Origin of the sequence: Streptococcus infantis, assembly GCF_047464715.1 — a bacterium.
Classification (GTDB): domain Bacteria; phylum Bacillota; class Bacilli; order Lactobacillales; family Streptococcaceae; genus Streptococcus; species Streptococcus infantis_S.
The window spans coordinates 93,552-119,489 of record NZ_JASHBJ010000001.1; the positions used below are offsets into that span (position 1 = coordinate 93,552).

The following is a 25,938-nucleotide window of genomic DNA, read 5'->3' on the forward strand; positions in this document are numbered from 1 at the left end:
AGTAAATGGAATTTGAAAAAACAAAAAAAATAAAACTACTACTCAATCAGAGTAAGACACTGTCTAAAATTATTAATACAACTTTGAGTGATACTTCGGATGTAGTAGGAAAATATAATTCTTGTGTAGAATATGCAAAAAGTTATAATAGATTATTAAAAAGATCATATGACATATTAGATAATACTGAAGATTTAGTATTTTATAAATTGAAAAATTTAAGTCCAGATAATATGACTTGGCCACAACAGAAAACATTAATGGAAAGTGTATTAACTAATTTAGAATTTTTACTTTCTAATTTAAGTAGCTCCCTAGAATTTATTGAGGATGAGTTTAATAATCTTGAGAATTTTATAAGAACAAAATTACGATCAGCACTTTTCAGTTTTCCCGAAAAAGAACTAGATATTCAAAATGCCTTGGAGTCTCTTTTTATTGGAAGAGGATGGTCAAAAGGTATAGATTATGATAGAGAAGCAGGGAAATTTAATTTTTCTGGTCGCGAATATATTCCTGACTTTATAATACCGAATTTAAGATTAGCTATAGAAGTAAAATTAATTAGAAAAGGTAGAAAATCTAAAATTATCGAAGAAATAAATGCAGATGTGTCCGCCTATAGTAAGAAATATTCTAAGCAAATGTATATTATTTATGATCTAGGAGAAATTAGAGATGAAATAGAGTTTCGTCGTGATATAGAACTGTTGGATGACGATATTCGTGTTCTAGTTATAAAGCATTAGAAGTAAAACAATTTAAATATGGATAGGTAATATATTTCTGACTAAAGATATAAAACTTAGTAATACATGGATATGATATGAATTTAGATAAAAAGATGATAAAAAATAATATTCCCCGAATTAGGTTTAACAATTTTAAAGCTTTTTGGGTAGAAAAAAAAATTGCAGATATAGTCAAAATATCTGCTGGTGGAGATGTAGATAAAGTAAAATTGAAAGAAAGTGGGCAATATCCCGTTATTGCAAATGCTTTGACAAACAAAGGAATCGTTGGATTTTATGACGATTATAAAGTGAAAGCTCCGGCAGTGACTGTTACAGGTCGCGGAGATGTTGGATATGCAGTAGCTCGACATGAAAATTTTACTCCGGTTGTTAGACTTCTGACTCTTCAATCGGAAAATATTGATGTTGATTATCTTGAAAATCAGATTAATTCAATGAGAATTTTAAATGAGTCTACGGGTGTTCCTCAACTAACAGCTCCTCAACTTGGGAACTACAAAGTGTATCATCCTGAAATTGATGAACAATCCGTCATCGGCTCCCTCTTCAGCACCCTCGACGGCATTCTTGCTAGCTACAAGGATAATCTTGCCAACTATCAATCTATCAAGGTGACCATGCTCTCCAAAATGTTTCCCAAGGCTGGACAGACCGTTCCTGAGATTCGTTTGGATGGATTTGAAGATAGATGGGAAGAAAAGTATATAGGGGAGTTGGCTGATATTGTTCGTGGTGCTTCTCCGAGACCAATACAAGATCCAAAATGGTTTGATTCTAATTCAGAAATTGGTTGGTTAAGAATTTCAGATGTGACAAATCAGAATGGTAGAATTCATAGTTTAGAGCAAAAAATTTCAAAATTAGGTCAAGAAAAAACAAGAGTTCTAACAGAACCTCATTTATTACTTAGTATTGCTGCCACTGTTGGAAAACCTGTTGTCAACTACGTTAAAACTGGTGTACATGATGGATTTTTAATTTTTATGAATCCAAAATTTGATAGAGAATTTATGTTTCAATGGTTAGAGATGTTTAGAGAAAAATGGAATCGATATGGTCAACCAGGAAGTCAAGTAAATCTCAATAGTGATATTGTAAAAAATCAAAAGATACTTATCCCTTCTATGGAGGAGCAACGTGCCATCGGCACTTACTTCTCAAATCTTGATAACCTTATCAACTCTCACCAAAAAAAAATTTCTCAGCTAGAAACACTGAAAAAGAAACTCTTGCAGGATATGTTTATTTAAGGAGGAAATGAGTTTGAATGATTTATTTCAACACTTTGAGTTTACTCTGTTAGTTTATTCTGCTTTGTTTTCGCTTGTAGGTTCTTTTATAGGATTTTTATTACAAGTAATTGTTTCAAGTGTTTTATCCAATAGAGGAAAAGTTAAAATTTATATTAAATCGGTTTATCATAAACTATCTAGCAGGCCTTGGGGATTTGAAAATTCAGCAAGTGGAATGATTTTTACAGTTCCTCTATGGATTGAAATACATAATACAACAGCAAAGAAACAAATTATTAGAAATCTAAATCTAGTCCTCTATAAGAATAATAGACAAGTTGTGAAAATGAAACAAGCGAATTCTTATGAAAAATTCGATCAGATATTATTTTATGGCGATAATGGAGCATATTCATTTCTAATTGATGCCTATGAAATCAAAAGATTTGACCTATGTTTTTCTATTTATAAAAAAGAAGTTAACGATGATTTTGATGAGGTTAGAATATCATATTTTGATTCAAAAGATAAATACCATGAGTTTAAAATTTTTGAAATTACTAATTCATGGGTTGTATCTAAGAACAGGATTGATAATGATTGGAGACCTATAAACTAATATCAATCTCTTTAAAAAATTAGAAAGAAACATTATGGAAACAACACAAACTTCCCAGTCGCTCTACCAAGCCCTGTGGAACTCAGCGGATGTTCTCCGCTCCAAGATGGATGCCAACGACTACAAGTCCTATCTCTTGGGCATGGTCTTTTACAAATACCTATCTGACAAGATGCTATTTTTCGTGGCGGAGACCATGGAAGAAGGGACGGATAGTCTTGAAGATGCGCTTGAGGTCTATCGCAACTACTACGAGGATTCGGATACTCATGAGGATCTAGTCTCTGTCATGAACGACGAGCTCAACTATATCATCAAGCCAGACTTGACCTTTACGGCTCTGGTAGCACGTGTCAATGAGGGAACTTTTCAGCTGGAAGATCTAGCTCAAGGTTTTCGTGATATCGAGCAGAGTGACGACCTCTATGAAAATCTCTTTGAAGATATCGACCTCTACTCTAAAAAGCTAGGAGCAACTCCGCAAAAGCAAAACCAAACGGTAGCAGCAGTCATGAAAGAGTTGGCTGTGCTAGATGTGGCTGGTCATGCTGGCGATATGCTGGGGGATGCCTATGAGTATCTGATCGGTCAGTTTGCGACTGACTCGGGCAAGAAAGCTGGTGAGTTCTATACGCCTCAGCCTGTTGCCAAGCTCATGACTCAGATTGCCTTTTTGGGTCGTGAAGACCAGGAAGGCTTTACCATCTATGATGCGACTATGGGATCGGGCTCTCTCTTGCTCAATGCCAAGAAATATTCTCATAAACCGCAGACGGTTGTCTACTTTGGTCAGGAGCTCAATACTTCGACCTATAACCTAGCTCGGATGAACATGATCCTACACGGTGTTCCTGTTGAGAATCAATTCCTACACAATGCCGATACTTTAGATGAAGACTGGCCGACACAAGAACCGACCAACTTTGACGGGGTTCTCATGAACCCTCCATACTCTGCCAAGTGGTCAGCAAGTTCTGGCTTTATGGCAGACCCTCGTTTCTCTCCTTTTGGGAAACTGGCGCCCCAGTCAAAGGCTGACTTTGCCTTTCTCTTGCATGGATATTACCACCTCAAGCAAGATAATGGAGTTATGGCTATCGTCCTTCCCCACGGTGTTCTCTTCCGTGGAAATGCGGAGGGCACCATTCGTAAGGCCTTGCTAGAAGAAGGGGCTATTGATACGGTTATTGGTCTACCAGCCAATATCTTCTTTAATACCAGCATTCCGACAACGGTTATCATTCTTAAAAAGAACCGTACCAACCGTGATGTCTATTTTATCGATGCTTCTAAGGAGTTTGATAAGGGCAAAAACCAAAATATCATGACGGATGCCCATATTGAGAAGATTCTGGAAGCCTACAAGTCTCGTGAGGAGATGGATAAGTTTGCCCATCTGGCAAGCTATGAAGAAATCGTCGAAAATGACTACAACCTCAATATCCCTCGCTATGTAGATACCTTTGAGGAAGAAGAAGTAGAGCCGCTGACAGACATCGTCAGCAAGATTAACGCGACAAATCAAGAAATCCAAAGCCAAACAGCTTCTCTACTTGAAATGCTCGGTCAACTCCACGGAACCACACCAGAAGCCGATGCTGAACTCAAAGAGTTTTTGAAAAACTTTAAGGGGTGATAGGGCTAATTGATTCGCTCATTTTATAAATACAACTTTGTTTCCGTATTTCCTGGGAACTAGTAGAAAGTTAGGAGAAATATGGAAAATAACAACCAACGTTCCCTTTGTCAGCAACTCTGGGCTAGAAACAAATACCTTGTTTTGAGTCATTCCAGCAATATTTACAAGGATATTCGCCAGTATCTCAAGCAAGAAGTGGTAGAGCTTAGTCAGGTTCAAGAGATGATTGACCGTGCCTGCCAGATTCCAGAACACAGGGGTCAGGTTTGCAATGCCTTTCAGCATATTTGGGGCTACTTTAAAAAGCAAGCCAGTCTTGACGAGCGCAAAGACTATATGCTCTTGCTGGATCGCTATCGCTTTGGTCAAGCTTCTAAGGAAGACTTGATTGCAAAGACCAGAGACTTGCTCGAGCGTTACCCAAATGCTTATCTGCAAGATTCTACCCTGCTGAAAGGAGACTCCCATGAGACTTTGGCATGAGGCTTTGATTTCACAACTTCCCCGCCCGCAGCTCTTGGGACAACATCGAGAGTGCTGCGCCCTGCGTGGCAATGGCTGGGGCAGAAAGCATGCGACGGTTGACTACGTCTTTACCCACTCGCCTTATCGTCTCTATGCCTATCATCGTTTGATCATGGAGGAGATGGCTGGCCGTGGCTACAATGTCAGTCCAGAGTGGCTGGATAAGAACTACCGAGGTAAGACCTGCCCTTCCCATGAAGACTTAGCAGAGGAGAAGCTGAACAGTCCTATCTATAGCGAGCATGACGATGCCTACTATAAGGAATGTCTAGCTAATCTGCGAGAGAAGGGAATTAACCTATAGTCTTTTCTAATAGCAAGCCATAGGTAGCTTTCAATTCAATATTTTTTTGCGAAGAATATAGTAACCTTGAAAGGCTATCAATCTTTATCTATCAAAGGATTTGGAGGAACTTCTTCAAATCTTTTTTTGTACTTTAAATTTTGATATAGTTTCAAACTATATCAAAGCCTAATTTTTTACAATTATACAGACAGTTTCTTTTCTGTTAAGATAGTTTCAACAACAATTTTTGGAGGACAAAACATGTCAACTACAATTATCGGTTTCCCTCGTTTGGGTGAATTCCGCGAATTAAAATTTACAACTGAAAAATACTTTAGAAAAGAAATCTCAGAAGAAGAACTCTTGGCTGCGGCTAAAGAATTGCGTGCAAAACACTGGAACATCGTCAAAGAAAAAGGCATCACTGAAATCCCATCAAATGACTTTTCTCACTATGACAACTTCCTAGATGCTGCTTTCCTTTTCAACGTAGTTCCTGCATCAGTACAAAACTTAGAATTATCTGATCTTGAACGTTACTTTGCTTTGGGACGTGGTTACCAAGGAGAAAAAGGGGATGTTCGTGCCCTTCCGATGAAAAAATGGTTCAACACTAACTACCACTACATCGTTCCTAAATTTGAAAAAGACACTCAAGTAAAATTGGCTGGTCACAAGATTTTCGATGAGTTCCAAGAAGCAAAAGAACTTGGTCTTAACACTCGTCCTGTCCTTGTAGGTCCATTCACTTTCCTTCAATTATCAGACTTTGAAGAAGACGTAAAAGCAGAAGATTTCGTCGATAGCTTAGTAGCTGCTTACCAAGACGTTTTTGCAAAATTGGCTGAACTTGGTGCAACTCGTATCCAACTCGACGAAGCTGCCCTTGTCAAAGACTTGACAGAAGAAGAAAAAGCTCTCTTCTTGAACATCTACAACAAGCTTTTGGCTGACAAAAAAGGTCTTGAAGTCTTGCTTCAAACTTACTTCGGTGACGTTCGTGACGTCTACGCTGACCTTGTCAAATTGCCAGTAGATGCGATCGGTCTTGACTTCGTTGAAGGTAAGAAAACTCTTGAACTCGTTAAAGGTGGCTTCCCAGCTGACAAGACTCTCTATGCAGGTATTGTCAATGGTAAGAACATCTGGCGCAACAACTACGAAAAGAGCTTGGCTGTTCTTGAGCAAATCCCAGCTGAAAACATCGTCTTGACAAGCTCATGTTCACTTCTTCATGTGCCATTTACAACTGCTAACGAAGAATTTGAACCAGCTATCTTGAACCACTTTGCTTTTGCAGTTGAAAAATTGGATGAGATCCGTGACTTGGATGCTATCCGCAATGGTCAAGGTGCAGAAGCTCTTGCGGCTAACAAAGAACTCTTTGCGACTGAACGTGTTGGTGAAAATGCGGAACTTCGTGCGCGTATCGCTGGATTGACAGACGCTGATTACACTCGTTTGCCAGCCTTTGCAGAACGTGAAGCTATCCAAGAAGATGCCTTCAAACTTCCAGCTCTTCCAACAACAACCATTGGTTCATTCCCTCAAACAAAGGAAGTTCGTGCGAAGCGTTTGGCCTTCCGTAAGGGTGAATTGTCACAAGAAGAATACGATGCCTTCCTTGCTGAAACCATCGATGAATGGATCAAATGGCAAGAAGAAGTTGGATTTGACGTGCTTGTACACGGTGAATTCGAGCGTAACGACATGGTTGAGTACTTCGGTCAAAACTTGTCAGGTTACCTCTTCTCTAAGAATGGTTGGGTACAATCATATGGTATGCGTGGGGTTAAACCACCAATCATTTGGGGGGATGTGACTCGTCTCAACCCAATCACTGTTAAATGGTCTAGCTACGCACAAAGCCGTACTGACAAACCTGTTAAAGGTATGTTGACTGGACCTGTTACCATCCTTAACTGGTCATTCCCACGTGAAGACATCTCTATCAAGGATTCTACTCTTCAAATCGCTCTTGCTATCAAGGATGAAGTTCTTGACCTTGAAGCTGCAGGTGTGAAAATCATCCAAATCGACGAGGCTGCTCTTCGTGAGAAATTGCCACTCCGTCGTAGCGACTGGTACGAAGACTACCTTGACTGGGCTATTCCAGCTTTCCGCTTGGTACACTCAACAGTAGCACCAGATACACAAATCCACACTCACATGTGTTACTCAGAATTTACAGATATCATCCCAGCTATCGACAACATGGATGCGGACGTTATCTCATTTGAAGCTAGCCGTTCAAATCTTGAAATCTTGGACGAACTCAAAGCTCAAAACTTCCAGACAGAAGTGGGTCCTGGAGTTTACGATATCCACTCTCCTCGTGTGCCTAACGAAGGCGAAATCGACCACACCATCGAAGCCATCCTTGCTAAAGTACCAAGCAAGAAAGTATGGATCAACCCTGACTGTGGTTTGAAAACACGTGGTATTCCAGAAACGAAAGAAAGCTTGATCCGCCTTGTAGACGCTGCGAAAGCTGCGCGTGAAAAATTGTAAGAAAAGACAATTCTCCCTACACGGTTGTTCAAAAAATCAACTAGAAAAGGTTCATACATATGTCACGTCAAACACCGTCCCTCTCATTTGAAGTTTTCCCTCCAAACCCAGAAGTAGGCAATGACAAAATTATTGCAGCCCTGAAAGACATGCAGGGCTTGGCACCACACTTCATCAGTGTGACTGCTAGTAATAATAAATTTAATATCAAAGAGACGACGGTTCGTTTGGCAGACTATATCCAAAATGACTTGGAGATCCCAACCATTGCTCACTTGCCAGCTATCTATTTGACTAAGGATAAGGTGGCTGAGACCATTGCGGATTTGGATAAAGTTGGTGTTCAGAAAATCTTGGCTCTTCGTGGGGATATCATTCCAGGTGTTGAGCCACAGAAGGATTTCCGTTACGCCACAGACTTGATTGAGTTTATCACTGAACAGGCGCCACACTTTGATATTATTGGAGCTTGTTACCCAGAAGGGCACCCGGATTCGCCAAACCAAATCTCAGATATCCAAAATCTCAAGAGAAAAGTGGATGCAGGCTGTTCAAGTCTTGTCACTCAGCTGTTCTTTGACAATGAGCGTTTCTACGATTTCCAAGACAAGTGTACCTTGGCAGGGATTGATGTTCCTATTCATGCAGGGATCATGCCAATCCTCAACCGTAACCAAGCGCTTCGTCTCTTGAAGACTTGTGAGAATATCCATCTCCCACGTAAGTTTAAGGCTATCTTGGACAAGTATGAGAATGACCCTGAGTCACTCAGAGCAGCAGGACTTGCCTATGCTGTAGACCAAATCGTGGACTTGGTAACGCAAGACGTAGCAGGGGTACATCTCTACACCATGAACAATGCAGACACTGCTCAGTACATTCACCAAGCAACCCATGCCTTGTTCAATCACCAACCTTAAAATAATTAAAAGCAAACCATTCTTCTTTTCATAGCAGAATGGTTCCTTTTTTATAGAAAAGACCGTACTTTTTAAGAAAAATATGATAAAATAGACTCTGTACGTACTTGATACAAAGATGAGGGTATAAACGATATTTAAGCAGTCTTAATCTTATGTCAAAGAGATGTAAGTTAAAGAATCAGATCTAAAATAATTTCGGAGTTGAACACGGGCTAAATCCCTAGTGAAAAAGATAGATTTCTTGGTGTGCATCGCACACTGCATCAATCTCCTATTTTCTTACGGGATTCTTAACGCCCTTTGTATCCTGATTTTTGTAGGCAAGGCGTATAATTTTATCAATCCAAAGGGGATTACAATGACAAAACAAGTGTTTCAAACGACTTTTGCGGGTCGTGAGTTGATCGTAGAGACTGGTCAGGTTGCTAAGCAAGCAAATGGCTCTGTTGTCGTGCGTTACGGTGAGTCAACTGTCTTGACTGCTGCCGTTATGTCTAAGAAGATGGCAACTGGGGATTTCTTCCCGCTTCAAGTCAACTACGAAGAAAAAATGTATGCGGCTGGGAAATTTCCTGGTGGCTTTATGAAACGTGAAGGACGTCCTTCAACAGATGCGACTTTGACAGCGCGTTTGATTGACCGTCCCATCCGTCCAATGTTTGCAGAAGGTTTCCGTAATGAAGTGCAAGTCATCAATACTGTTCTTTCTTACGATGAAAATGCATCTGCACCAATGGCAGCTATGTTTGGATCATCATTGGCACTTTCTATCTCAGATATTCCATTTGATGGACCAATCGCTGGGGTACAAGTAGGTTATGTTGATGGGGAAATCATCATTAACCCAACTCAAGAACAAGCTGAGCAATCGCTTCTTGAATTGACAGTAGCTGGTACTAAGCACGCTATCAACATGGTAGAGTCTGGTGCCAAAGAATTGTCAGAAGAAATCATGTTGGAAGCTCTTCTTAAAGGACATGAAGCCGTTAAAGAATTGATTGCCTTCCAAGAAGAAATCGTTGCGGCAGTTGGTAAAGAAAAAGCAGAAGTAGAATTGCTTCATGTAGATGCTGACTTGCAAGCCGAAATCATCGCAGCCTACAACAGTGACCTCCAAAAAGCGGTCCAAGTAGAAGAAAAATTGGCTCGTGAAGCTGCAACTCAAGCAGTCAAAGACCAAGTTACAGCAGTTTACGAAGAAAAATATGTAGACCACGAAGAATTTGACCGTATCATGCGTGATGTGGCTGAAATCTTGGAACAAATGGAACACGCAGAAGTGCGCCGTTTGATCACAGAAGACAAGGTTCGTCCTGACGGCCGTAAGGTCGATGAAATCCGTCCTTTGGATGCGGTTGTTGACTTCGTTCCCCGTGTGCACGGTTCAGGTCTCTTTACTCGTGGCCAAACTCAGGCTCTTTCTATCTTGACTTTGGCGCCAATGGGTGAAACTCAAATCATCGATGGTTTGGATCCAGAGTACAAGAAACGCTTTATGCACCACTATAACTTCCCACAATACTCTGTAGGGGAAACAGGTCGTTATGGTGCGCCAGGTCGTCGTGAAATCGGTCACGGTGCTCTTGGTGAGCGTGCCCTTGCTCAAGTCTTACCAAGCTTAGAAGAATTTCCATATGCGATTCGTTTGGTAGCAGAAGTCTTGGAATCAAACGGTTCTTCATCTCAAGCATCTATCTGTGCGGGAACACTTGCCCTTATGGCTGGTGGTGTGCCAATCAAGGCTCCAGTAGCAGGTATTGCCATGGGTCTCATCTCAGATGGAAACAACTACACCGTATTGACAGATATCCAAGGTTTGGAAGACCACTTTGGAGATATGGACTTCAAGGTTGCGGGTACTCGTGACGGGATTACAGCCCTTCAAATGGATATCAAGATCCAAGGAATCACTGCAGAAATCTTGACTGAAGCTCTTGCCCAAGCCAAGAAAGCTCGTTTTGAAATCCTTGACGTGATTGAAGCAACGATTCCAGAAGTTCGTCCAGAATTGGCTCCAACTGCTCCGAAAATTGATACTATCAAGATTGATGTGGACAAGATCAAGATTGTTATCGGTAAGGGTGGAGAAACAATCGATAAGATCATTGCTGAAACAGGCGTTAAGATTGATATCGACGAAGAAGGTAACGTATCTATCTACTCTAACGACCAAGATGCCATCAACCGTGCTAAAGAAATCATTGCTGGTTTGGTTCGTGAAGCAAAAGTGGACGAAGTTTACCATGCCAAAGTTGTGCGTATCGAGAAATTCGGTGCCTTTGTCAACCTCTTTGACAAGACAGATGCCCTCGTTCACATCTCTGAAATGGCTTGGACACGTACCAATAATGTAGAAGATTTAGTTCAAATTGGTGATTTTGTAGATGTGAAGGTTATTAAGATCGATGAAAAAGGTCGTGTAGATGCTTCTATGAAGGCACTCTTGCCACGTCCGCCAAAACCTGAACGTTCAGAAGAAAAAGGGGATAAGGGTCATCGTCATGGCGATCGTCCTCGTCACCACCACAAGGACCACAAACCAAATAAAGAATTTACTGAAACACCAAAAGACTCAGAATAAGAAAGGAGAAATGTATGGGATGGTGGCGTGAAACCATTGATATCGTAAAAGAAAATGATCCAGCGGCTCGCACCACTTTGGAGGTTCTTTTGACCTATCCTGGTGTGAAAGCCTTGGCTGCCCACCGTCTCTCTCATTTTCTCTGGAAACATGGCTTTAAGCTTTTAGCTCGTATGCACAGCCAGTTTTGGCGTTTTTGGACTCAGATTGAGATTCACCCTGGAGCTCAAATAGAATCAGGTGTCTTCATTGACCATGGAGCAGGACTTGTGATTGGGGAGACAGCTATCGTTGAAAAAGGTGTTCTCCTTTATCATGGGGTAACCCTTGGTGGGACAGGTAAGGATAGTGGCAAACGCCATCCGACTGTTCGTAAAGGAGTGCTCATTTCTGCTCATGCCCAAGTCATCGGACCTGTAGAGATCGGTGAAAATGCCAAAGTCGGTGCTGCAGCGGTCGTTGTGGCAGATGTTCCTAGTGATGTGACGGTTGTCGGTATTCCTGCTAAAATTGTCCGAGTGCATGGGCAAAAGGATGAACCAACCATCAATGAAGTCGAAGAAAAGCGTGAATACTACGTCAATAAACTTGAGCATGCTAGAGAAGCCAGTCACAGGTCGTCTGGTTTGTAATGAGAAGTGACTCTTTAATTAGGAGGTTAGGTCGATGCTATTAGAAGAATTTGAAAATGTACCTGCTGTTATCGAGCCAACTGATCGAAGCCTCCTTAGTGGTGGAGAAGTTTGTGATACCATTATCTTGTCTTTTAATGGAGAAATCCTTGAACGAGTAAAGCAGATAGATGGTGTCTACGAAGGTGGCTATCTTACCAATCTAAATGGCAAACTGCCATGGTATATCTATGAAAAAGATGGGAGTAAGGTAGCAGTTGCTATGGCTACTATTGGAGCTCCAATGGTTGTTGGACTCTTAGAAGAACTAAAAGCAAGAGGATTTAAGAACTTTATTGTTTTGGGATCTTGCGGAGTTCTAGACCAGTCTATTCAAGCAGATAAGATTATCTTACCAAGCTCGGCTTTACGTGATGAAGGTACTAGTTATCACTATGCTCCAGCAAGTGACGAAATAGCCTATGAGCGATCTCTACTCTTAACTATGGAAAACGCCTTGGATAAAGCTGGTGTTGAGCATATTCGAACAAAGTCTTGGACCACAGATGCCTTCTATCGTGAGACAGCTGCTAAGGTCAAACGAAGACTTGAAGTAGGAGCTAGAGTTGTAGATATGGAAGCTTCGGCTATCATGGCCTGGGCCCAATATCGACAAGCCCAGGTCTATCAATTTTTCTATACAGCTGACTATGTCGACCATCACAATCATGAGTGGGATGCCAGACGCGAAGAAAGAAAAGCAGATGCTATGACTTTCTTTGAGATAGCCTTAGTAATTGCCAGAGAGCTGGATTGAAACTACTCTTTACGATAAACAAGAAACAGAAAGGAGTCAGTGAGTGATTAAAATCTATGACACCATGTCTCGTGATTTGCGAGAATTTGTCCCAATCGAGGACGGCAAGGTCAAGATGTATGTCTGTGGGCCAACAGTTTATAACTATATCCACGTGGGGAATGCCCGCTCAACGGTAGCTTTTGATACGATTCGTCGCTATTTTGAATATCGTGGCTATGAGGTTGCCTATATTTCTAACTTCACAGATGTGGATGATAAGATTATTAACCGTGCTAAGGAAGAAGGTATCACACCTCAGGAAGTAGCGGACAAGTACATCGCGGCTTTTCGTGAAGACGTGACGGCTCTTGGAGTGAAGCCTGCAACTCGCCATCCACGTGTTGTAGAGTTTATGGCTGATATCATCCGTTTTGTCTCTGACCTGATTGAAAAAGGCTATGCCTATGAGAGTCAAGGGGATGTCTATTTCCGTGTGGAAAAATCTCACAACTATGCTAAGTTAGCCAATAAAACCCTAGAAGACTTGGAATTAGGTGCTTCAGGTCGGACAGACGAAGAAACAGCTCGCAAGGAAAATCCGGTAGATTTTGCTCTTTGGAAAGCAGCCAAACCAGGTGAGATTTCTTGGAACAGCCCTTGGGGGCCTGGTCGTCCGGGATGGCATATCGAGTGTTCGGTCATGTCGACTGAAATTTTGGGTGATACCATCGATATTCACGGTGGTGGAGCTGACCTTGAGTTTCCGCACCACACCAACGAAATTGCCCAGTCAGAAGCTAAGACAGGCAAGACCTTTGCCAACTACTGGATGCACAATGGTTTTGTCAATATCGACAATGTCAAGATGTCTAAGTCTTTGGGGAACTTCATTACAGTACACGATGCCCTCAAAACGATCGATGGTCAAGTGCTTCGTTTCTTCTTTGCGACTCAGCACTACCGTAAGCCTATCAACTTTACGGAAAAAGCAGTGCGCGATGCCGAGACTAATCTCAAGTATCTAAAGAACACCTATGAACAACCATTTACTGGAACTGTAGATGCGGGGGAGTTGCAAGCTTTTAAAGATAAGTTTGTAGCCGCTATGGATGAGGATTTCAATACAGCTAATGGAATCACAGTTGTCTTTGAAATGGCCAAATGGATCAACTCAGGCAACTATGATGCAAGTGTTAAGGAAACTCTTGCAACCATGTTGGAAGTCTTTGGAGTTGTCTTTGTTGAGGAAGTTTTGGATGAAGAGATTGAAGCTTTGATTCAAAAACGCCAAGAAGCGCGTGCCATTCGTGACTTTGCGACAGCAGACCAAATCCGTGACCAACTAGCTGTGCAAGGGATTAAACTACTTGATACCAAGGATGGAGTGAGGTGGACACGTGATTGATGTCAATCTCATTAACGGGATTGCGCTAGCCTTCGAAGGAGATGCGGTTTATTCTATGTATATTCGCCGTCATCTCATTCTTAAAGGCATGACCAAGCCCAATAAACTCCATCAAGAGGCCACTAAGTATGTATCAGCCAAGGCTCAAGCACGCTTGATTTCCCTCATGTTGGAGGAGCAAGTCCTAACGGAAAAAGAAGAAGAAATCTATAAACGTGGTCGCAATACCAATAGTCACACCAAGGCAAAGAATGCAGATGTAGTGACCTACCGTATGTCTACAGGTTTTGAAGCGGTCATGGGCTATCTTCATATGACTGAAAACGTAGAGCGCCTAGAAACCTTGATTTCTTGGTGTATCCAAAAAGTGGAGGGCTAGGAAATGATTTCAAAAGAATTACTAGATTGGTTTCCACAAGCTCAAATCGTAGATCAGCCAGTCGATAAGGAAGGCTATCTGACGCTTCCAGTATCCTCAAATCAGTGGGTTTTACTGGAAGAAGCTGGACTAAGTGAACGTGAGAAACAGTTGGTGGCTCTCTTAACCCAGCAGGAACAAACCATCTCTCTCAATCCCTGGTATAGCTATTTGATAGAGGGGAAGGGGCAAGCACCGCAGAGCTTTAAAAAGCTACAAGTTGTTTATTGTCACCTTTCCTATTACCAACAGGAAAACCTGACTTCTTGGTTGGATATGATGAAAACCCTCTTTCCTAATTGTGAAACAGTTCTTCAGGTTGGCGCTCAGGATTACCTTTTTGTTCTCCAACAGGATAAATATACCTCGGTTCGCTCAATCTTGATGGATACCTTGGAAGCCGTAGAATACGACTTTGGGGTGCGTTTGTCCATCATGCTTGGTCAGGTATGGTCACAAACTGGACATCAGGCGCTGCCAGACTTGATCAAAGCAGAACGTGACTTGTTTAAAAACTGGTGGCGTCAAGGCCATCAAGGTTTCCACACTTTTTCGCAACTCTACCTTTGGAGTATGGGTGAAAAAATGGTGGATCTCAGTTTGATCAAAGATTATCTACACCAGATGATTTTGGATCAAGATCAGATTCAGGAAATCATTCTCTCATTATGGGGAAATAGTGCAGTCCTTACGAAGACAGCTCAGCAACTCTATCTACACCGCAATTCTCTCCAATACAAGATTGATAAATGGGAAGAATTGACAGGGCTACAGTTGAAAGAATTAACAGATTTGACCTTGTGTTATCAGTTGATTTTACCAGATATTATTTAAAGTTTTGTGCAAGTTGCACAGAACTTTTTTATTTTTTTGGTCACCTTGCCATAGAAATGTAAAGCGTTTTCATCTATAATAAAACTATCAAAAATAAAAGGAGTTCACCGAAATGGTAGAATTAAATCTTAAAAATATTTACAAAAAATATCCAAACAGCGAACACTACTCAGTTGAAGACTTCAACTTGGACATCAAAGACAAAGAATTTATCGTTTTCGTAGGACCTTCAGGATGTGGTAAATCAACTACACTCCGTATGATTGCAGGTCTTGAAGACATCACAGAAGGTACTGCATCTATCGATGGTGTGGTTGTCAACGACGTAGCTCCAAAAGACCGTGATATCGCCATGGTATTCCAAAACTACGCTCTTTACCCACACATGACTGTATACGATAACATGGCTTTCGGTTTGAAATTGCGTAAATACAGTAAAGAAGATATCGACAAACGTGTACAAGAAGCAGCTGAAATCCTCGGATTGAAAGAGTTTTTGGAACGTAAACCAGCTGACCTTTCTGGTGGTCAACGTCAACGTGTTGCCATGGGTCGTGCGATCGTCCGTGATGCAAAAGTGTTCTTGATGGACGAACCTTTGTCAAACTTGGATGCAAAACTTCGTGTATCAATGCGTGCTGAAATCGCTAAAATCCACCGTCGTATCGGAGCTACAACTATCTACGTAACTCACGACCAAACAGAAGCGATGACACTTGCAGACCGTATCGTTATCATGTCAGCTACTAAAAACCCTGCTGGTACTGGTACTATCGGACGTGTTGAACAAATCGGTACTCCTCAAGAAGTTTACAAAAACCCAGTTAACAAATTCGTAGCAGGATTTATCGGAAGCCCAGCTATGAACTTCATCAACGTTAAATTGAACGGTGATCACATCGTTGGTGACGGCTTCAACTTGAAAGTTCCAGAAGGTGCTTTGAAAGTTCTTCGTGAAAAAGGTTACGAAGGTAAAGAATTGATCTTCGGTATTCGTCCAGAAGACGTGAATGCAGAACCTGCTTTCCTTGAAACATTCCCAGAATCAGTTGTGAAAGCAACTATCTCTGTATCAGAATTGCTCGGTTCAGAATCTCACCTATACTGCCAAGTTGGTAAAGATGAATTCGTTGCTAAAGTTGATGCACGTGACTACTTGCAAGCTGGTGCAACGGTTGAACTTGGATTTGACTTGAACAAAGCTCACTTCTTCGACGTAGAAACTGAAAGAACAGTTTACTAAGATAGATTTGAATCAACCAACACTACTAGAGTTTCTCTAGTAGTGTTTTTTAGAGTTCAGCAAAGTCTTAGGGAATAGGCTTTTCTAGTTTTCATATTGACCAAAAAGTGTTAAAATGGTAGGAAGAACTGGAGAGTATGCATGCCAAAAGAAGTAATTTATTCAGGCGATGAAGTCGTCGCTTTAACGCAAAAATATTTATCGAAAGAAGATGTGGCTTTTGTACACAAGGCCTTGGTTTACGCTGTAGAATGTCATAGTGGGCAGTATCGTAAATCAGGCGAGCCCTACATTATCCACCCTATTCAGGTAGCAGGTATTTTAGCCAAGCTCAAGCTAGACGCTGTCACTGTTGCCTGTGGTTTTTTGCATGACGTGGTAGAAGACACAGATGCTACTTTGGATGACTTAGAGCGTGAGTTTGGACATGATGTTCGAGTGATTGTAGACGGTGTTACCAAACTTGGTAAGGTTGAGTATAAATCTTTTGAGGAGCAATTGGCCGAGAATCACCGCAAGATGCTCATGGCCATGTCTGAGGATATCCGTGTTATCTTGGTAAAACTCTCTGACCGCCTGCACAATATGCGCACTCTCAAGCATCTTCGTAAGGACAAGCAAGAGCGTATTTCTAGAGAAACAATGGAAATCTATGCACCACTTGCTCATCGTTTGGGGATTTCAAGTGTGAAGTGGGAACTGGAAGATCTCTCTTTCCGCTATCTCAATCCAACTGAATTTTACAAGATTAGTCACATGATGAAGGAAAAACGTCAAGAACGTGAAGCCTTGGTCGATGAAGTTGTGACGAAGCTTGAGGAATATTCATCTGAGCGCCACCTTACAGGAAAAATCTATGGCCGTCCAAAGCATATCTACTCTATCTATCGCAAGATGCAGGACAAGAAAAAACGATTTGAAGAAATCTATGACTTGATTGCCATTCGTTGTATTTTAGACACTCAGAGTGATGTTTACGCCATGTTGGGTTACGTTCATGAACTATGGAAACCAATGCCAGGCCGTTTCAAGGATTATATTGCCAATCGTAAGGCCAATGGTTACCAGTCTATCCATACGACTGTTTATGGACCAAAAGGGCCGATTGAGTTCCAGATTCGTACCAAGGAAATGCACGAGGTTGCTGAGTACGGAGTTGCGGCTCACTGGGCCTACAAAAAAGGAATCAAGGGTCAAGTTAATAGCAAGGAATCTGCTATTGGAATGAACTGGATCAAGGAGATGATGGAACTCCAAGACCAGGCGGATGATGCCAAGGAATTTGTAGATACTGTCAAAGAAAACTATCTGGCTGAGGAGATTTATGTCTTTACTCCAGATGGAGCGGTTCGTTCTCTGCCAAAGGATTCTGGACCGATTGACTTTGCCTATGAGATTCATACCAAGATCGGGGAAAAAGCAACTGGTGCCAAGGTTAATGGACGTATGGTTCCTTTGACTACCAAGCTGAAAACGGGTGACCAGGTTGAAATCATCACCAATCCAAATTCATTTGGACCAAGTCGTGACTGGCTCAACATGGTTAAGACTAGCAAGGCCCGTAACAAAATTCGTCAGTTCTTTAAAAACCAAGATAAAGAATTGTCCATCAATAAAGGCCGTGAAATGCTGATTAGTCAGCTTCAAGAAAACGGCTATGTGGCCAATAAATTTATGGACAAGCGTCACATGGATGAAGTCCTTCAAAAAACCAGCTACAAGACAGAAGAAGCTCTCTTTGCTGCGATTGGTTTTGGAGAAATCGGAGCCATTACCGTCTTTAACCGTTTGACGGAGAAGGAACGTCGTGAAGAAGAACGTGCAAAAGCCAAGGCAGAAGCAGAAGAACTGGTCAAGGGTGGCGAAGTCAAGGTTGAAAACAAGGAAACTCTAAAGGTTAAGCATGAAGGTGGCGTTGTCATCGAGGGTGCCTCTGGTCTCTTGGTACGGATTGCCAAATGTTGTAATCCTGTTCCAGGTGATGATATCGTTGGCTATATTACCAAAGGTCGTGGTGTTGCCATCCATCGTGTGGACTGTATGAACCTTCGTTCACAGGAAAACTACGAGCAACGTCTACTCGATGTTGAGTGGGAAGACCAATTCTCAACCAAGGAATATATGGCTCATATCGACATCTATGGACTCAACCGTTCTGGTCTTTTGAATGATATCTTGCAAGTCCTATCCAATACAACTAAGAATATCTCAACAGTTAACGCCCAGCCAACCAAGGATATGAAATTTGCTAATATCCATGTATCCTTTGGAATTTCAAATCTTTCAACGTTAACTACTGTAGTTGATAAGATTAAGAGTGTACCAGAAGTCTACTCAGTCAAACGGACCAATGGTTAAGTTGGCGTGATATAGTTAGAAAGGATTTCTATGAAAATCATCGTTCAGCGCGTCAAGGAAGCTCAGGTTTCTATTGAGGGGCAGATTCATGGTCAAATCAAACAAGGGCTCTTGCTCTTAGTGGGGGTTGGACCTGAGGATCAGCAGGAAGATTTGGATTATGCAGTCAGAAAACTTGTCAATATGCGGATTTTCTCAGATGCTGAAGGCAAGATGAATCTGTCTGTTAAGGATGTCCAAGGAGAAATCCTCTCCATCTCTCAATTCACTCTGTTTGCCGATACTAAAAAAGGCAATCGTCCAGCCTTTACAGGCGCCGCTAAATCAGATATGGCTGAGGCCTTCTATCAAGATTTTAACCAGGAACTAGCCAAAGAGGTTCCTGTTGAAACAGGAGTCTTCGGAGCAGATATGCAGGTAGAACTAGTCAATGATGGGCCGGTAACTATCATCCTTGATACAAAAAATAGATAAGAAAAACCAAGCTTGTTAGCTTGGTTTTTTTTGTGACGTATTTAGTTCATCTTTTCAACATAGAGCTGTTTGGCGATTTCTAGACTTACCAGGAGCTCTTCATTGTTGTGAATCAAAGTAAAGGTATTCGAAAAGTCATCAAACTGTTGAACTTGGAGCTTGTCTCCAATAGTGATAGCGTGTTTTTCCAGATATTTTAGGAGGTCAAAGCTATCGTGAACCCGAGTCAGGAGATAGGTTCCAGCTTCTTTGGTTTCTGCTAGTGGTAGGTTGTTGATTTCAACCAAAAGTTCTCCCTTAGCAGGAATGGTACCACCGTGAGGGCAAGTTTTTGGGAAACCTAGCATACTTTCTAATCTCTCTACAAAAAAGTCTGAAACGGTATGTTCTAACACTTCAGCTTCCTCATCAATTTGGTCACTGGTATAGTCTAGATGGTGGACCAGGAAAACCTCAATCAGACGATGTTTACGATAAAGCTCTGATACAAGTGTTAAGCCAATATCGGTGAGCAAGTATCCTTTTTTCTTATCTTTTAAGATGAGATTTTCAGACTGCATGCGCTTAATCATTTCAGTTACAGCTGGAGGAGATACCTGCATCCGAGTAGCAATTTCCTTATTGGTAATCTTAGGAACATCCATGCCAATCTCATAAATACATTTTAAGTAGTCTTCTTTATTTGGTGTCATTCGCATTTCCTTGTTTATTATCTCCATCTAGTATACCAAAAAAAGCTAGATTTCTCTAGCTTCTTGCTACAAGAGCTGGACTTAGTTGAGTTCTTTTGCAGCTGCAATAGCGGCTTCAAAGTCTGGCTCGCTATTGATATTATCTACGTATTCGACGTAGCGGATAGTATTATCAGTATCGAGAACAAAAACTGCGCGTGCAAGCAAATGCCATTCATTGATTAAGAGGGCATAATCGCGTCCAAAGGAGTGGTCGAAGTAGTCTGAGAGCATAATGGCATTTTCAATTCCTTCAGCACCACACCAGCGTTTTTGTGCAAATGGAAGGTCCATTGATACTGTTAGGACTACAGTGTTGTCCAAGCTAGCCAGTTCTTCATTAAAGCGACGAGTCTGAAGTGAGCAGATGCCTGTATCGATAGAAGGGATAACACTCAAAATCTTTATCTTACCTTCAAAGTCAGCCAGTGTTTTTTTAGAAAGGTCCGTTGTTGTTAGAGAAAAGTCAAGGGCTTTGTCTCCTACTTGTAGTTGTTTTCCTGTAAACGTAACAGGGTTTCCAAGGAACGTAGTCATAAGCTACTCCAATCTTTTTTCTTTCATTTTACATTAAATGTTCAGGCTCTTCCAATAATTTGACCGAAAATTGATTAGACAAAAAACGCCAATACAAGGAGAATGACGTTTTTTAAATGATTATTTAGACAATCCTTCAGCAATCTTTTCAAGGTTGTATTTCATCATGTTGTAGTAGCTGTCGCCTTCTTTACCTTCTTCAGCGATTGAGTCCGTAAAGATTTGAGCATAGATTGGGATATTTGTGTCTTTAGAAACAGTCTTCATTGGACGATCATCGACACTGGATTCAACAAATAGAGATGGAACCTTCATTTGGCGAAGTTTTTCAACCAAAGTCTTGATTTGGTCAGGTGTTCCCTCTTCTTCAGTATTGATTTCCCAGATGTAAGCACTTGGGACACCGTAAGCTTTAGAGAAGTATTTAAAACATCCTTCGCTGGTTACGATGAGTTTCTTGTCAGCATCAATGGCGTTAAATTTCTCTTTGGCTTCCTTGTCAAGCTTGTCTAGTTTTTCAGTGTATTCTTTGAGATTCTTTTCGTAGAATTCCTTGTTGTTAGGGTCTTTAGCGATTAGTTGCTTAGCAATGTTTTGCGCATAAATAATCCCATTTTCAAGGTTGAGCCAGGCATGTGGGTCTTCTTTCCCTTTTTCATTTTGGCCTTCTAGGTAGATGACATCAACGCCTTCACTAACTGCAAAGTAGTCTTTGTTTTCAGTTTTCTTAGCATTCTCAACTAATTTTGTAAACCAGGCATTTCCACCTGTTTCAAGGTTGATACCATTGTAGAAAATTAAGTCGGCTTGCGAAGTTTTCTTGACGTCTTCTGGTAGTGGCTCGTACTCGTGTGGATCTTGTCCTACAGGCACGATACTATGAAGATCAATCTTGTCTCCTGCGATATTTTTAGTAATATCAGCGATGATAGAGTTAGTTGCTACAACCTTTAGTTTTTGGTTTGTAGATGCTGTGTCTTTTTTTCCGCTAGCACAGGCAGCTAATCCAATGATAGCAAGAAAAAGAACAAGCAATGTACCTAATTTTTTCATTAGATTCCTCCAGAGGGGCTCCCTCATTATTGTTTGATTTTTTTATTTTTCAGCTTCAGATAACGTTGTTTTGGTGCGATAAAGAAACTGATAAGAAAGAAACTGGCAGATGTCAGCACGATACTTGAACCTGCAGCCAGGTTAAAGCTATAACCGATAAAAAGTCCCAAGACAGAAGCTAGAGCTCCCAAGCCTGATGAAAGAAAAATCATGGTCTTTAGACTATTGGCGTAAAGATAAGCTGTCGCGGCTGGAGTAATCAGCATGGCTACGATAAGGATGGTTCCGACACTTTGCATAGCAGTCACTGACACCAAAGTCAAGAGTATCATGAGTAGATAGTGGTAGAAATTAACTGGCATGCCCATAGCTTTGGCTAGGAGTTCATCAAAGGATGTAATCAAGAGTTGCTTGAAGAAAATCCCGATAATCAATAGAATGAGAGCTCCCATACCGATGGTAATATACATGTCTATGTCTTGCACAGCTAAGATATTCCCAAAGAGAATATGGAAGAGGTCAGTCGAGCTTTTAGCCACACTAATCAAGATAATGCCCAGAGCCAATAAAGATGAAAAGGTAATCCCAATGGCAGTGTCACTCTTGATAATAGAGTTCCCCTTGATGTAGGTGATGATGACAGAGGCAAGCAGTCCAAAGATGATAGCACCAATAAAGAAGTCAATTCCTAAAATAAAAGAAAGAGCTACACCAGGTAAGACAGCGTGCGAGATAGCATCTCCCATAAGGGACATACCACGGAGAATGATAAAGCATCCGACCGCTCCAGCAACAATACCAATCACAACAGCTGTAATCAAGGCATTTTGGAGAAAGTGGAAGTTCTGCAATCCATCTATAAATTCTGCAATCATAGGTCACCTCCATTGAAAAAGAGTCGGTCACCATAAGCTTGTTTGAGATTGGCTTGGGTGAAGGTCTCCTTTGTTGGACCAAAGGCAATTAGCTCCTTGTTGAGAAGGAGTACCTGGTCAAAATAATGGGCAACCTTGCCGAGGTCATGGTGAACGATAAGGACAGTCTTGCCAGCTTTTTTAAGTTCTCTCAGCGTGTTCATGATGATCTCTTCACTGACAGAGTCAATCCCCACAAAGGGCTCGTCTAAGAGAATATAATCAGCATCTTGAACTAGACAACGGGCAATCAAGACACGCTGGAATTGGCCACCAGAGAGTTGACTAATCTGACGATCTGCGTAGTCAGAAAGTCCAACAATTTCTAGTGCTTCAGCCACCTTTTGCCAGTGGTTTGCTTTTAAAGTGTGAAAGAGTGGAATGGATGGATAGAGTCCCAGAGAGACACATTCTTTTACCTTGATAGGGAAGTTGTAGTCGATATGAATTTTTTGCTCGACATAGGCAACTTTCTTAAGAGATTTTTTCATTTCTTTATCTTCGATAAAAGCATGTCCTTCATGTGGGATAATGCCCAGCATACCTTTTAATAATGTTGATTTCCCAGCGCCGTTTGGACCAATAATCCCGGTAATCGTTGGTCCTTGGAGCACTAGTGAAATATCCTTAAGTGCCAACGTTTCTTTGTAGGAGACACTGAGGTTTTCGATACGTATCATACAGTTGTATTCCTCCTGGATTTTAATATACCTTAATTTTATTTTTAAGTCAAGTTAATTTTGGTAAAAATTTAAAATATTAATGATGAAATCGATCAGTAAGAGACGGCATTTTTAATTGCATTCCCCAGGGATTTTTGCTAAGCTAAGAATAAGTGAAAAATGAAAGCGAGAACAAGATGACACGATATCAAGATGATTTTTATGATGCTATAAATGGTGAGTGGGAAAAGACTGCGGTCATTCCAGCTGACAAATCGCGAACAGGTGGTTTTATCGACCTTGATGAAGAAATCGAAGACTTGATGCTAACAACAACTGACAAGTGGTTGGCTGGAGAAGATGTTCCTGAAGATCCCATCCTAGCAAACTTTGTCAAATACCACAGCATGGTGAGAGATTTTGATAAGCGAGAAGCAGATGGAATTGAGCCAGTCCTTCCTTTATTGAAGGAATATCAGAATTTAGAAAGTTTTGCGGATTTCGCAGGTAAACTAGCAGAGTTTGAATTAGCTGGCAAACCAAACTTCCTTCCATTTGGTGTTTCACCAGACTTTATGGATGCTAGAACCAATGTTCTCTGGGCTAGTGCTCCAGGAACTATCTTGCCTGACACAACCTACTATGCGGAAGACCATCCTCAGCGTGAGGAATTATTGAATCTTTGGAAAGAAAGTACTTCTAATCTCCTCAAAGCCTATAACTTCTCAGATGAAGAAATCGAAGACTTGCTAGAGAAACGATTGGAATTGGACCGCCGTATCGCAGCTGTCGTACTTTCAAACGAAGAAAGTTCAGAATATGCCAAACTCTACCATCCGTATTCTTATGAAGATTTCAAAAAGTTTGCACCTGCCCTAGCTCTCGATGACTTCTTCCAAGCTGTGATTGGACAAACTCCAGATAAGGTTATCGTAGATGAAGAACGTTTCTGGCAAGCAGCAGAGCAATTCTATAGTGAAGAAGCTTGGCCTTTGCTCAAGGCAAGCTTGATCTTGAGTGTGGTCAACCTTTCAACGAGCTATTTGACAGATGAGATTCGTATCTTGTCAGGTGCCTACGGACGAGCTCTTTCAGGAGTTCCAGAGGCTCAAGACAAACGCAAGGCGGCTTACCACTTAGCTCAAGGACCATTCAAACAAGCCCTCGGCCTTTGGTATGCCCACGAAAAATTCTCTCCAGAAGCCAAGGCGGATGTAGAGAAAAAAGTAGCAACTATGATTGACGTTTATAAGGAACGCTTGGCTAAGAACGACTGGCTGACTCCTGAAACACGAGAAAAAGCTATCGTTAAACTCAATGTCATCAAGCCTTATATCGGTTATCCAGAAGAATTGCCAGCTCGCTACAAGGATAAGATGGTAGACGAAAACGCTAGCCTCTTTGAGAATGCCCTTGCCTTTGCGCGTGTGGAAATCAAGCACAGCTGGAGCAAGTGGAACCAGCCAGTTGACTACAAGGAGTGGGGCATGCCTGCTCATATGGTCAATGCTTACTACAATCCACAAAAGAACTTGATTGTCTTCCCGGCTGCTATCTTACAGGCACCATTCTATGACTTGCATCAGTCATCTTCTGCCAACTATGGTGGTATTGGTGCGGTTATTGCCCATGAAATTTCTCACGCCTTTGATACTAATGGAGCTTCCTTTGATGAAAATGGAAGTCTCAAGGATTGGTGGACTGAGAGCGATTACGCAGCCTTTAAAGAAAAAACACAGAAGGTTATCGACCAGTTTGATGGTCAAGAATCTTACGGTGCAAAAATCAATGGGAAACTAACCGTGTCAGAAAACGTTGCCGACCTTGGAGGAATTGCTGCAGCGCTAGAAGCTGCTAAGAGAGAGCCAGATTTCTCAGCTGAAGAGTTCTTCCATAACTTTGCACGTATCTGGCGTATGAAAGGTCGCCCAGAGTTGATGAAACTCATGGCTAGCGTCGACGTACACGCGCCAGCTAAACTCCGTGTCAACGTCCAAGTGCCAAACTTTGACGACTTCTTTACAACCTATGATGTCAAAGAAGGTGACGGCATGTGGCGCTCACCAGAAGACCGTGTGATTATTTGGTAATCAAAAAACCAAGGATGATTGTCCTTGGTTTTTATGTTTTAGAAAAATGGATTAAAGGTTTTTTCGTGAGCGATGGTCGTAGCTGGACCATGTCCTGGATAGACATCGTAGTTTGGAAGAGTAAAGAGCTGGGTTTGGACACTATGAAGGAGCTGTTCCATACTACCAGTTGGCAAATCTGTCCGACCAATGGTTTCTCGGAAAAGGGCATCTCCCGTTAAGACTAAGTGTCCATCTGGGAAAACCAATGAAACTCCACCGATAGAGTGGCCTGGCGTTGGTAAGACTGTAAAGCGGAATTCTTCAATCTGGTATTCTTCATGAAAGACATAAGTGTGTTCAGCTGGTTTGCAGATGACATCTGCCATATCGTCATGTCGAGGGAGACCTGAAAGGTTGTCAACAGGAGTATAGAGCCAAGAAGATTCACTTTCTGCCACATAGACTGGAGGATTTCCATAAGTATCTCTGACCAAGTCAAGACTCATAATATGGTCGTAGTGAGTGTGGGTCAGAAGAATGGCACAGACCGGTTTGTTGATGGTTTCGATAGTCTTGCGAATGGCCTCCCAATGGCTACCAGGATCGACTACAATCAGGTGTTGCTCCCCTTCAAGATAATAAGTATTTTCATAGGCGATAGGATTCACAGTTTTATGGATTTTCATAGGATTTCCTCTTTCATAGATTTACAGTTTCTAGTATAACACAGAAGAATAAAATAAGGAATCGATCAAC

Annotated in this window: 24 protein-coding genes; 18 read left to right on the forward strand and 6 right to left on the reverse strand. The window is 41.5% G+C overall.

The window, feature by feature from the left end; all coding sequences use genetic code 11:
* Positions 1–5: 5 nt before the first annotated feature.
* The 17 genes from QM419_RS00530 to dtd all read left to right on the forward strand — a co-directional run bounded on the left by QM419_RS00530 (position 6) and on the right by dtd (position 19,213).
* On the forward strand, positions 6–749 hold the full coding sequence (locus QM419_RS00530) for a hypothetical protein (protein ID WP_414277538.1): 744 nt from the start codon (positions 6–8) through the stop codon (positions 747–749).
* 95 nt (positions 750–844) lie between these two features.
* Positions 845–2,005: a restriction endonuclease subunit S gene (locus QM419_RS00535; RefSeq protein ID WP_414278050.1), complete on the forward strand. Its 1,161-nt coding sequence runs from the start codon at positions 845–847 to the stop codon at positions 2,003–2,005.
* Positions 2,006–2,012: 7 nt separating this feature from the next.
* Positions 2,013–2,606, forward strand: coding sequence for a hypothetical protein (locus QM419_RS00540; protein WP_414277539.1), 594 nt, complete (start codon positions 2,013–2,015; stop codon positions 2,604–2,606).
* A 34-nt stretch (positions 2,607–2,640) separates the two neighbouring features.
* Complete coding sequence (locus tag QM419_RS00545) at positions 2,641–4,242, forward strand: type I restriction-modification system subunit M (RefSeq protein WP_414277540.1); 1,602 nt, start codon at positions 2,641–2,643, stop codon at positions 4,240–4,242.
* An 81-nt stretch (positions 4,243–4,323) separates the two neighbouring features.
* A complete protein-coding gene (locus QM419_RS00550) occupies positions 4,324–4,728 on the forward strand; it encodes a YbgA family protein (protein WP_414253897.1) in 405 nt (134 codons plus the stop codon).
* The gene (locus QM419_RS00555; protein ID WP_414253896.1) at positions 4,712–5,074 is read left to right on the forward strand and encodes a TIGR02328 family protein; all 363 of its coding nucleotides are present in this window, start codon (positions 4,712–4,714) and stop codon (positions 5,072–5,074) included. Before QM419_RS00550 ends, QM419_RS00555 begins: the two co-directional genes overlap by 17 nt.
* A gap of 243 nt (positions 5,075–5,317) precedes the next feature.
* Positions 5,318–7,567, forward strand: coding sequence for a 5-methyltetrahydropteroyltriglutamate--homocysteine S-methyltransferase (gene metE, locus QM419_RS00560; RefSeq protein WP_414253895.1), 2,250 nt, complete (start codon positions 5,318–5,320; stop codon positions 7,565–7,567).
* Positions 7,568–7,626: 59 nt separating this feature from the next.
* The gene (gene metF, locus QM419_RS00565; RefSeq protein ID WP_247912957.1) at positions 7,627–8,487 is read left to right on the forward strand and encodes a methylenetetrahydrofolate reductase [NAD(P)H]; all 861 of its coding nucleotides are present in this window, start codon (positions 7,627–7,629) and stop codon (positions 8,485–8,487) included.
* Between the two features lie 361 nt (positions 8,488–8,848).
* Positions 8,849–11,071 (forward strand): polyribonucleotide nucleotidyltransferase, encoded by a 2,223-nt coding sequence (gene pnp / locus QM419_RS00570; RefSeq protein WP_414277541.1) that lies wholly within the window; start codon positions 8,849–8,851, stop codon positions 11,069–11,071.
* 14 nt (positions 11,072–11,085) lie between these two features.
* Positions 11,086–11,703, forward strand: a complete 618-nt coding sequence (cysE, locus tag QM419_RS00575; RefSeq protein ID WP_414277542.1) for a serine O-acetyltransferase — start codon at positions 11,086–11,088, stop codon at positions 11,701–11,703.
* Positions 11,704–11,737: 34 nt separating this feature from the next.
* On the forward strand, positions 11,738–12,499 hold the full coding sequence (locus QM419_RS00580; protein ID WP_414277543.1) for a nucleoside phosphorylase: 762 nt from the start codon (positions 11,738–11,740) through the stop codon (positions 12,497–12,499).
* A 43-nt stretch (positions 12,500–12,542) separates the two neighbouring features.
* On the forward strand, positions 12,543–13,886 hold the full coding sequence (gene cysS / locus QM419_RS00585; RefSeq protein ID WP_414277544.1) for a cysteine--tRNA ligase: 1,344 nt from the start codon (positions 12,543–12,545) through the stop codon (positions 13,884–13,886).
* The gene (locus QM419_RS00590; protein ID WP_178894720.1) at positions 13,879–14,265 is read left to right on the forward strand and encodes a Mini-ribonuclease 3; all 387 of its coding nucleotides are present in this window, start codon (positions 13,879–13,881) and stop codon (positions 14,263–14,265) included. Before cysS ends, QM419_RS00590 begins: the two co-directional genes overlap by 8 nt.
* Positions 14,266–14,268: 3 nt before the next feature.
* On the forward strand, positions 14,269–15,138 hold the full coding sequence (locus QM419_RS00595; RefSeq protein ID WP_414277545.1) for a helix-turn-helix domain-containing protein: 870 nt from the start codon (positions 14,269–14,271) through the stop codon (positions 15,136–15,138).
* A gap of 112 nt (positions 15,139–15,250) precedes the next feature.
* Entirely contained in the window at positions 15,251–16,381 is a 1,131-nt protein-coding gene (locus QM419_RS00600) for an ABC transporter ATP-binding protein (protein ID WP_045615374.1), read from the forward strand.
* 141 nt (positions 16,382–16,522) lie between these two features.
* The gene (locus QM419_RS00605; protein ID WP_178894723.1) at positions 16,523–18,739 is read left to right on the forward strand and encodes a RelA/SpoT family protein; all 2,217 of its coding nucleotides are present in this window, start codon (positions 16,523–16,525) and stop codon (positions 18,737–18,739) included.
* Positions 18,740–18,769: 30 nt separating this feature from the next.
* Positions 18,770–19,213 carry a D-aminoacyl-tRNA deacylase gene (gene dtd, locus QM419_RS00610; protein ID WP_414277546.1) on the forward strand — a complete coding sequence of 148 codons (444 nt, stop codon included), beginning with the start codon at positions 18,770–18,772 and terminating at the stop codon, positions 19,211–19,213.
* Positions 19,214–19,254: 41 nt separating this feature from the next.
* On the opposite strand, the gene QM419_RS00615 is transcribed toward dtd, so the two are convergent.
* From QM419_RS00615 to QM419_RS00635, 5 genes are all read right to left on the reverse strand, one after another.
* Positions 19,255–19,905 carry a metal-dependent transcriptional regulator gene (locus tag QM419_RS00615; RefSeq protein WP_414277547.1) on the reverse strand — a complete coding sequence of 217 codons (651 nt, stop codon included), beginning with the start codon at positions 19,903–19,905 and terminating at the stop codon, positions 19,255–19,257.
* A gap of 81 nt (positions 19,906–19,986) precedes the next feature.
* Positions 19,987–20,481: a thiol peroxidase gene (gene tpx / locus QM419_RS00620; protein ID WP_414277548.1), complete on the reverse strand. Its 495-nt coding sequence runs from the start codon at positions 20,479–20,481 to the stop codon at positions 19,987–19,989.
* Positions 20,482–20,601: 120 nt separating this feature from the next.
* The gene (locus QM419_RS00625; RefSeq protein ID WP_414277549.1) at positions 20,602–21,534 is read right to left on the reverse strand and encodes a metal ABC transporter substrate-binding lipoprotein; all 933 of its coding nucleotides are present in this window, start codon (positions 21,532–21,534) and stop codon (positions 20,602–20,604) included.
* A gap of 26 nt (positions 21,535–21,560) precedes the next feature.
* Positions 21,561–22,409, reverse strand: a complete 849-nt coding sequence (locus QM419_RS00630) for a metal ABC transporter permease (RefSeq protein ID WP_004251242.1) — start codon at positions 22,407–22,409, stop codon at positions 21,561–21,563.
* A complete protein-coding gene (locus tag QM419_RS00635) occupies positions 22,406–23,128 on the reverse strand; it encodes a metal ABC transporter ATP-binding protein (RefSeq protein WP_006152594.1) in 723 nt (240 codons plus the stop codon). Before QM419_RS00635 ends, QM419_RS00630 begins: the two co-directional genes overlap by 4 nt.
* A 179-nt stretch (positions 23,129–23,307) precedes the next feature.
* Here QM419_RS00635 and QM419_RS00640 point away from each other — a divergent pair, with 179 nt between their 5' ends.
* Positions 23,308–25,200, forward strand: coding sequence for a M13 family metallopeptidase (locus QM419_RS00640; protein ID WP_414277550.1), 1,893 nt, complete (start codon positions 23,308–23,310; stop codon positions 25,198–25,200).
* Between the two features lie 38 nt (positions 25,201–25,238).
* Here the strand turns inward: QM419_RS00640 and QM419_RS00645 are convergent, their stop codons facing one another.
* Positions 25,239–25,868: an MBL fold metallo-hydrolase gene (locus QM419_RS00645; RefSeq protein ID WP_414277551.1), complete on the reverse strand. Its 630-nt coding sequence runs from the start codon at positions 25,866–25,868 to the stop codon at positions 25,239–25,241.
* Positions 25,869–25,938: the final 70 nt, after the last annotated feature.

Bases quoted from the DNA above. Each gene is read 5' to 3' on its own strand.
- QM419_RS00545 (WP_414277540.1), top strand. From the start codon at position 2,641: ATGGAAACAACACAAACTTCCCAGTCGCTCTACCAAGCCCTGTGGAAC.
- QM419_RS00640 (WP_414277550.1), top strand. From the start codon at position 23,308: ATGACACGATATCAAGATGATTTTTATGATGCTATAAATGGTGAGTGG.
- cysE (WP_414277542.1), top strand. From the start codon at position 11,086: ATGGGATGGTGGCGTGAAACCATTGATATCGTAAAAGAAAATGATCCA.
- QM419_RS00600 (WP_045615374.1), top strand. From the start codon at position 15,251: ATGGTAGAATTAAATCTTAAAAATATTTACAAAAAATATCCAAACAGC.
- QM419_RS00530 (WP_414277538.1), top strand. From the start codon at position 6: ATGGAATTTGAAAAAACAAAAAAAATAAAACTACTACTCAATCAGAGT.
- metE (WP_414253895.1), top strand. From the start codon at position 5,318: ATGTCAACTACAATTATCGGTTTCCCTCGTTTGGGTGAATTCCGCGAA.
- metF (WP_247912957.1), top strand. From the start codon at position 7,627: ATGTCACGTCAAACACCGTCCCTCTCATTTGAAGTTTTCCCTCCAAAC.
- QM419_RS00580 (WP_414277543.1), top strand. From the start codon at position 11,738: ATGCTATTAGAAGAATTTGAAAATGTACCTGCTGTTATCGAGCCAACT.
- QM419_RS00550 (WP_414253897.1), top strand. From the start codon at position 4,324: ATGGAAAATAACAACCAACGTTCCCTTTGTCAGCAACTCTGGGCTAGA.
- QM419_RS00595 (WP_414277545.1), top strand. From the start codon at position 14,269: ATGATTTCAAAAGAATTACTAGATTGGTTTCCACAAGCTCAAATCGTA.
- pnp (WP_414277541.1), top strand. From the start codon at position 8,849: ATGACAAAACAAGTGTTTCAAACGACTTTTGCGGGTCGTGAGTTGATC.
- QM419_RS00635 (WP_006152594.1), bottom strand. From the start codon at position 23,128: ATGATACGTATCGAAAACCTCAGTGTCTCCTACAAAGAAACGTTGGCA.
- QM419_RS00625 (WP_414277549.1), bottom strand. From the start codon at position 21,534: ATGAAAAAATTAGGTACATTGCTTGTTCTTTTTCTTGCTATCATTGGA.
- dtd (WP_414277546.1), top strand. From the start codon at position 18,770: ATGAAAATCATCGTTCAGCGCGTCAAGGAAGCTCAGGTTTCTATTGAG.
- QM419_RS00540 (WP_414277539.1), top strand. From the start codon at position 2,013: ATGAGTTTGAATGATTTATTTCAACACTTTGAGTTTACTCTGTTAGTT.
- QM419_RS00645 (WP_414277551.1), bottom strand. From the start codon at position 25,868: ATGAAAATCCATAAAACTGTGAATCCTATCGCCTATGAAAATACTTAT.
- QM419_RS00555 (WP_414253896.1), top strand. From the start codon at position 4,712: ATGAGACTTTGGCATGAGGCTTTGATTTCACAACTTCCCCGCCCGCAG.
- QM419_RS00535 (WP_414278050.1), top strand. From the start codon at position 845: ATGATAAAAAATAATATTCCCCGAATTAGGTTTAACAATTTTAAAGCT.
- QM419_RS00605 (WP_178894723.1), top strand. From the start codon at position 16,523: ATGCCAAAAGAAGTAATTTATTCAGGCGATGAAGTCGTCGCTTTAACG.
- tpx (WP_414277548.1), bottom strand. From the start codon at position 20,481: ATGACTACGTTCCTTGGAAACCCTGTTACGTTTACAGGAAAACAACTA.
- QM419_RS00630 (WP_004251242.1), bottom strand. From the start codon at position 22,409: ATGATTGCAGAATTTATAGATGGATTGCAGAACTTCCACTTTCTCCAA.
- QM419_RS00615 (WP_414277547.1), bottom strand. From the start codon at position 19,905: ATGACACCAAATAAAGAAGACTACTTAAAATGTATTTATGAGATTGGC.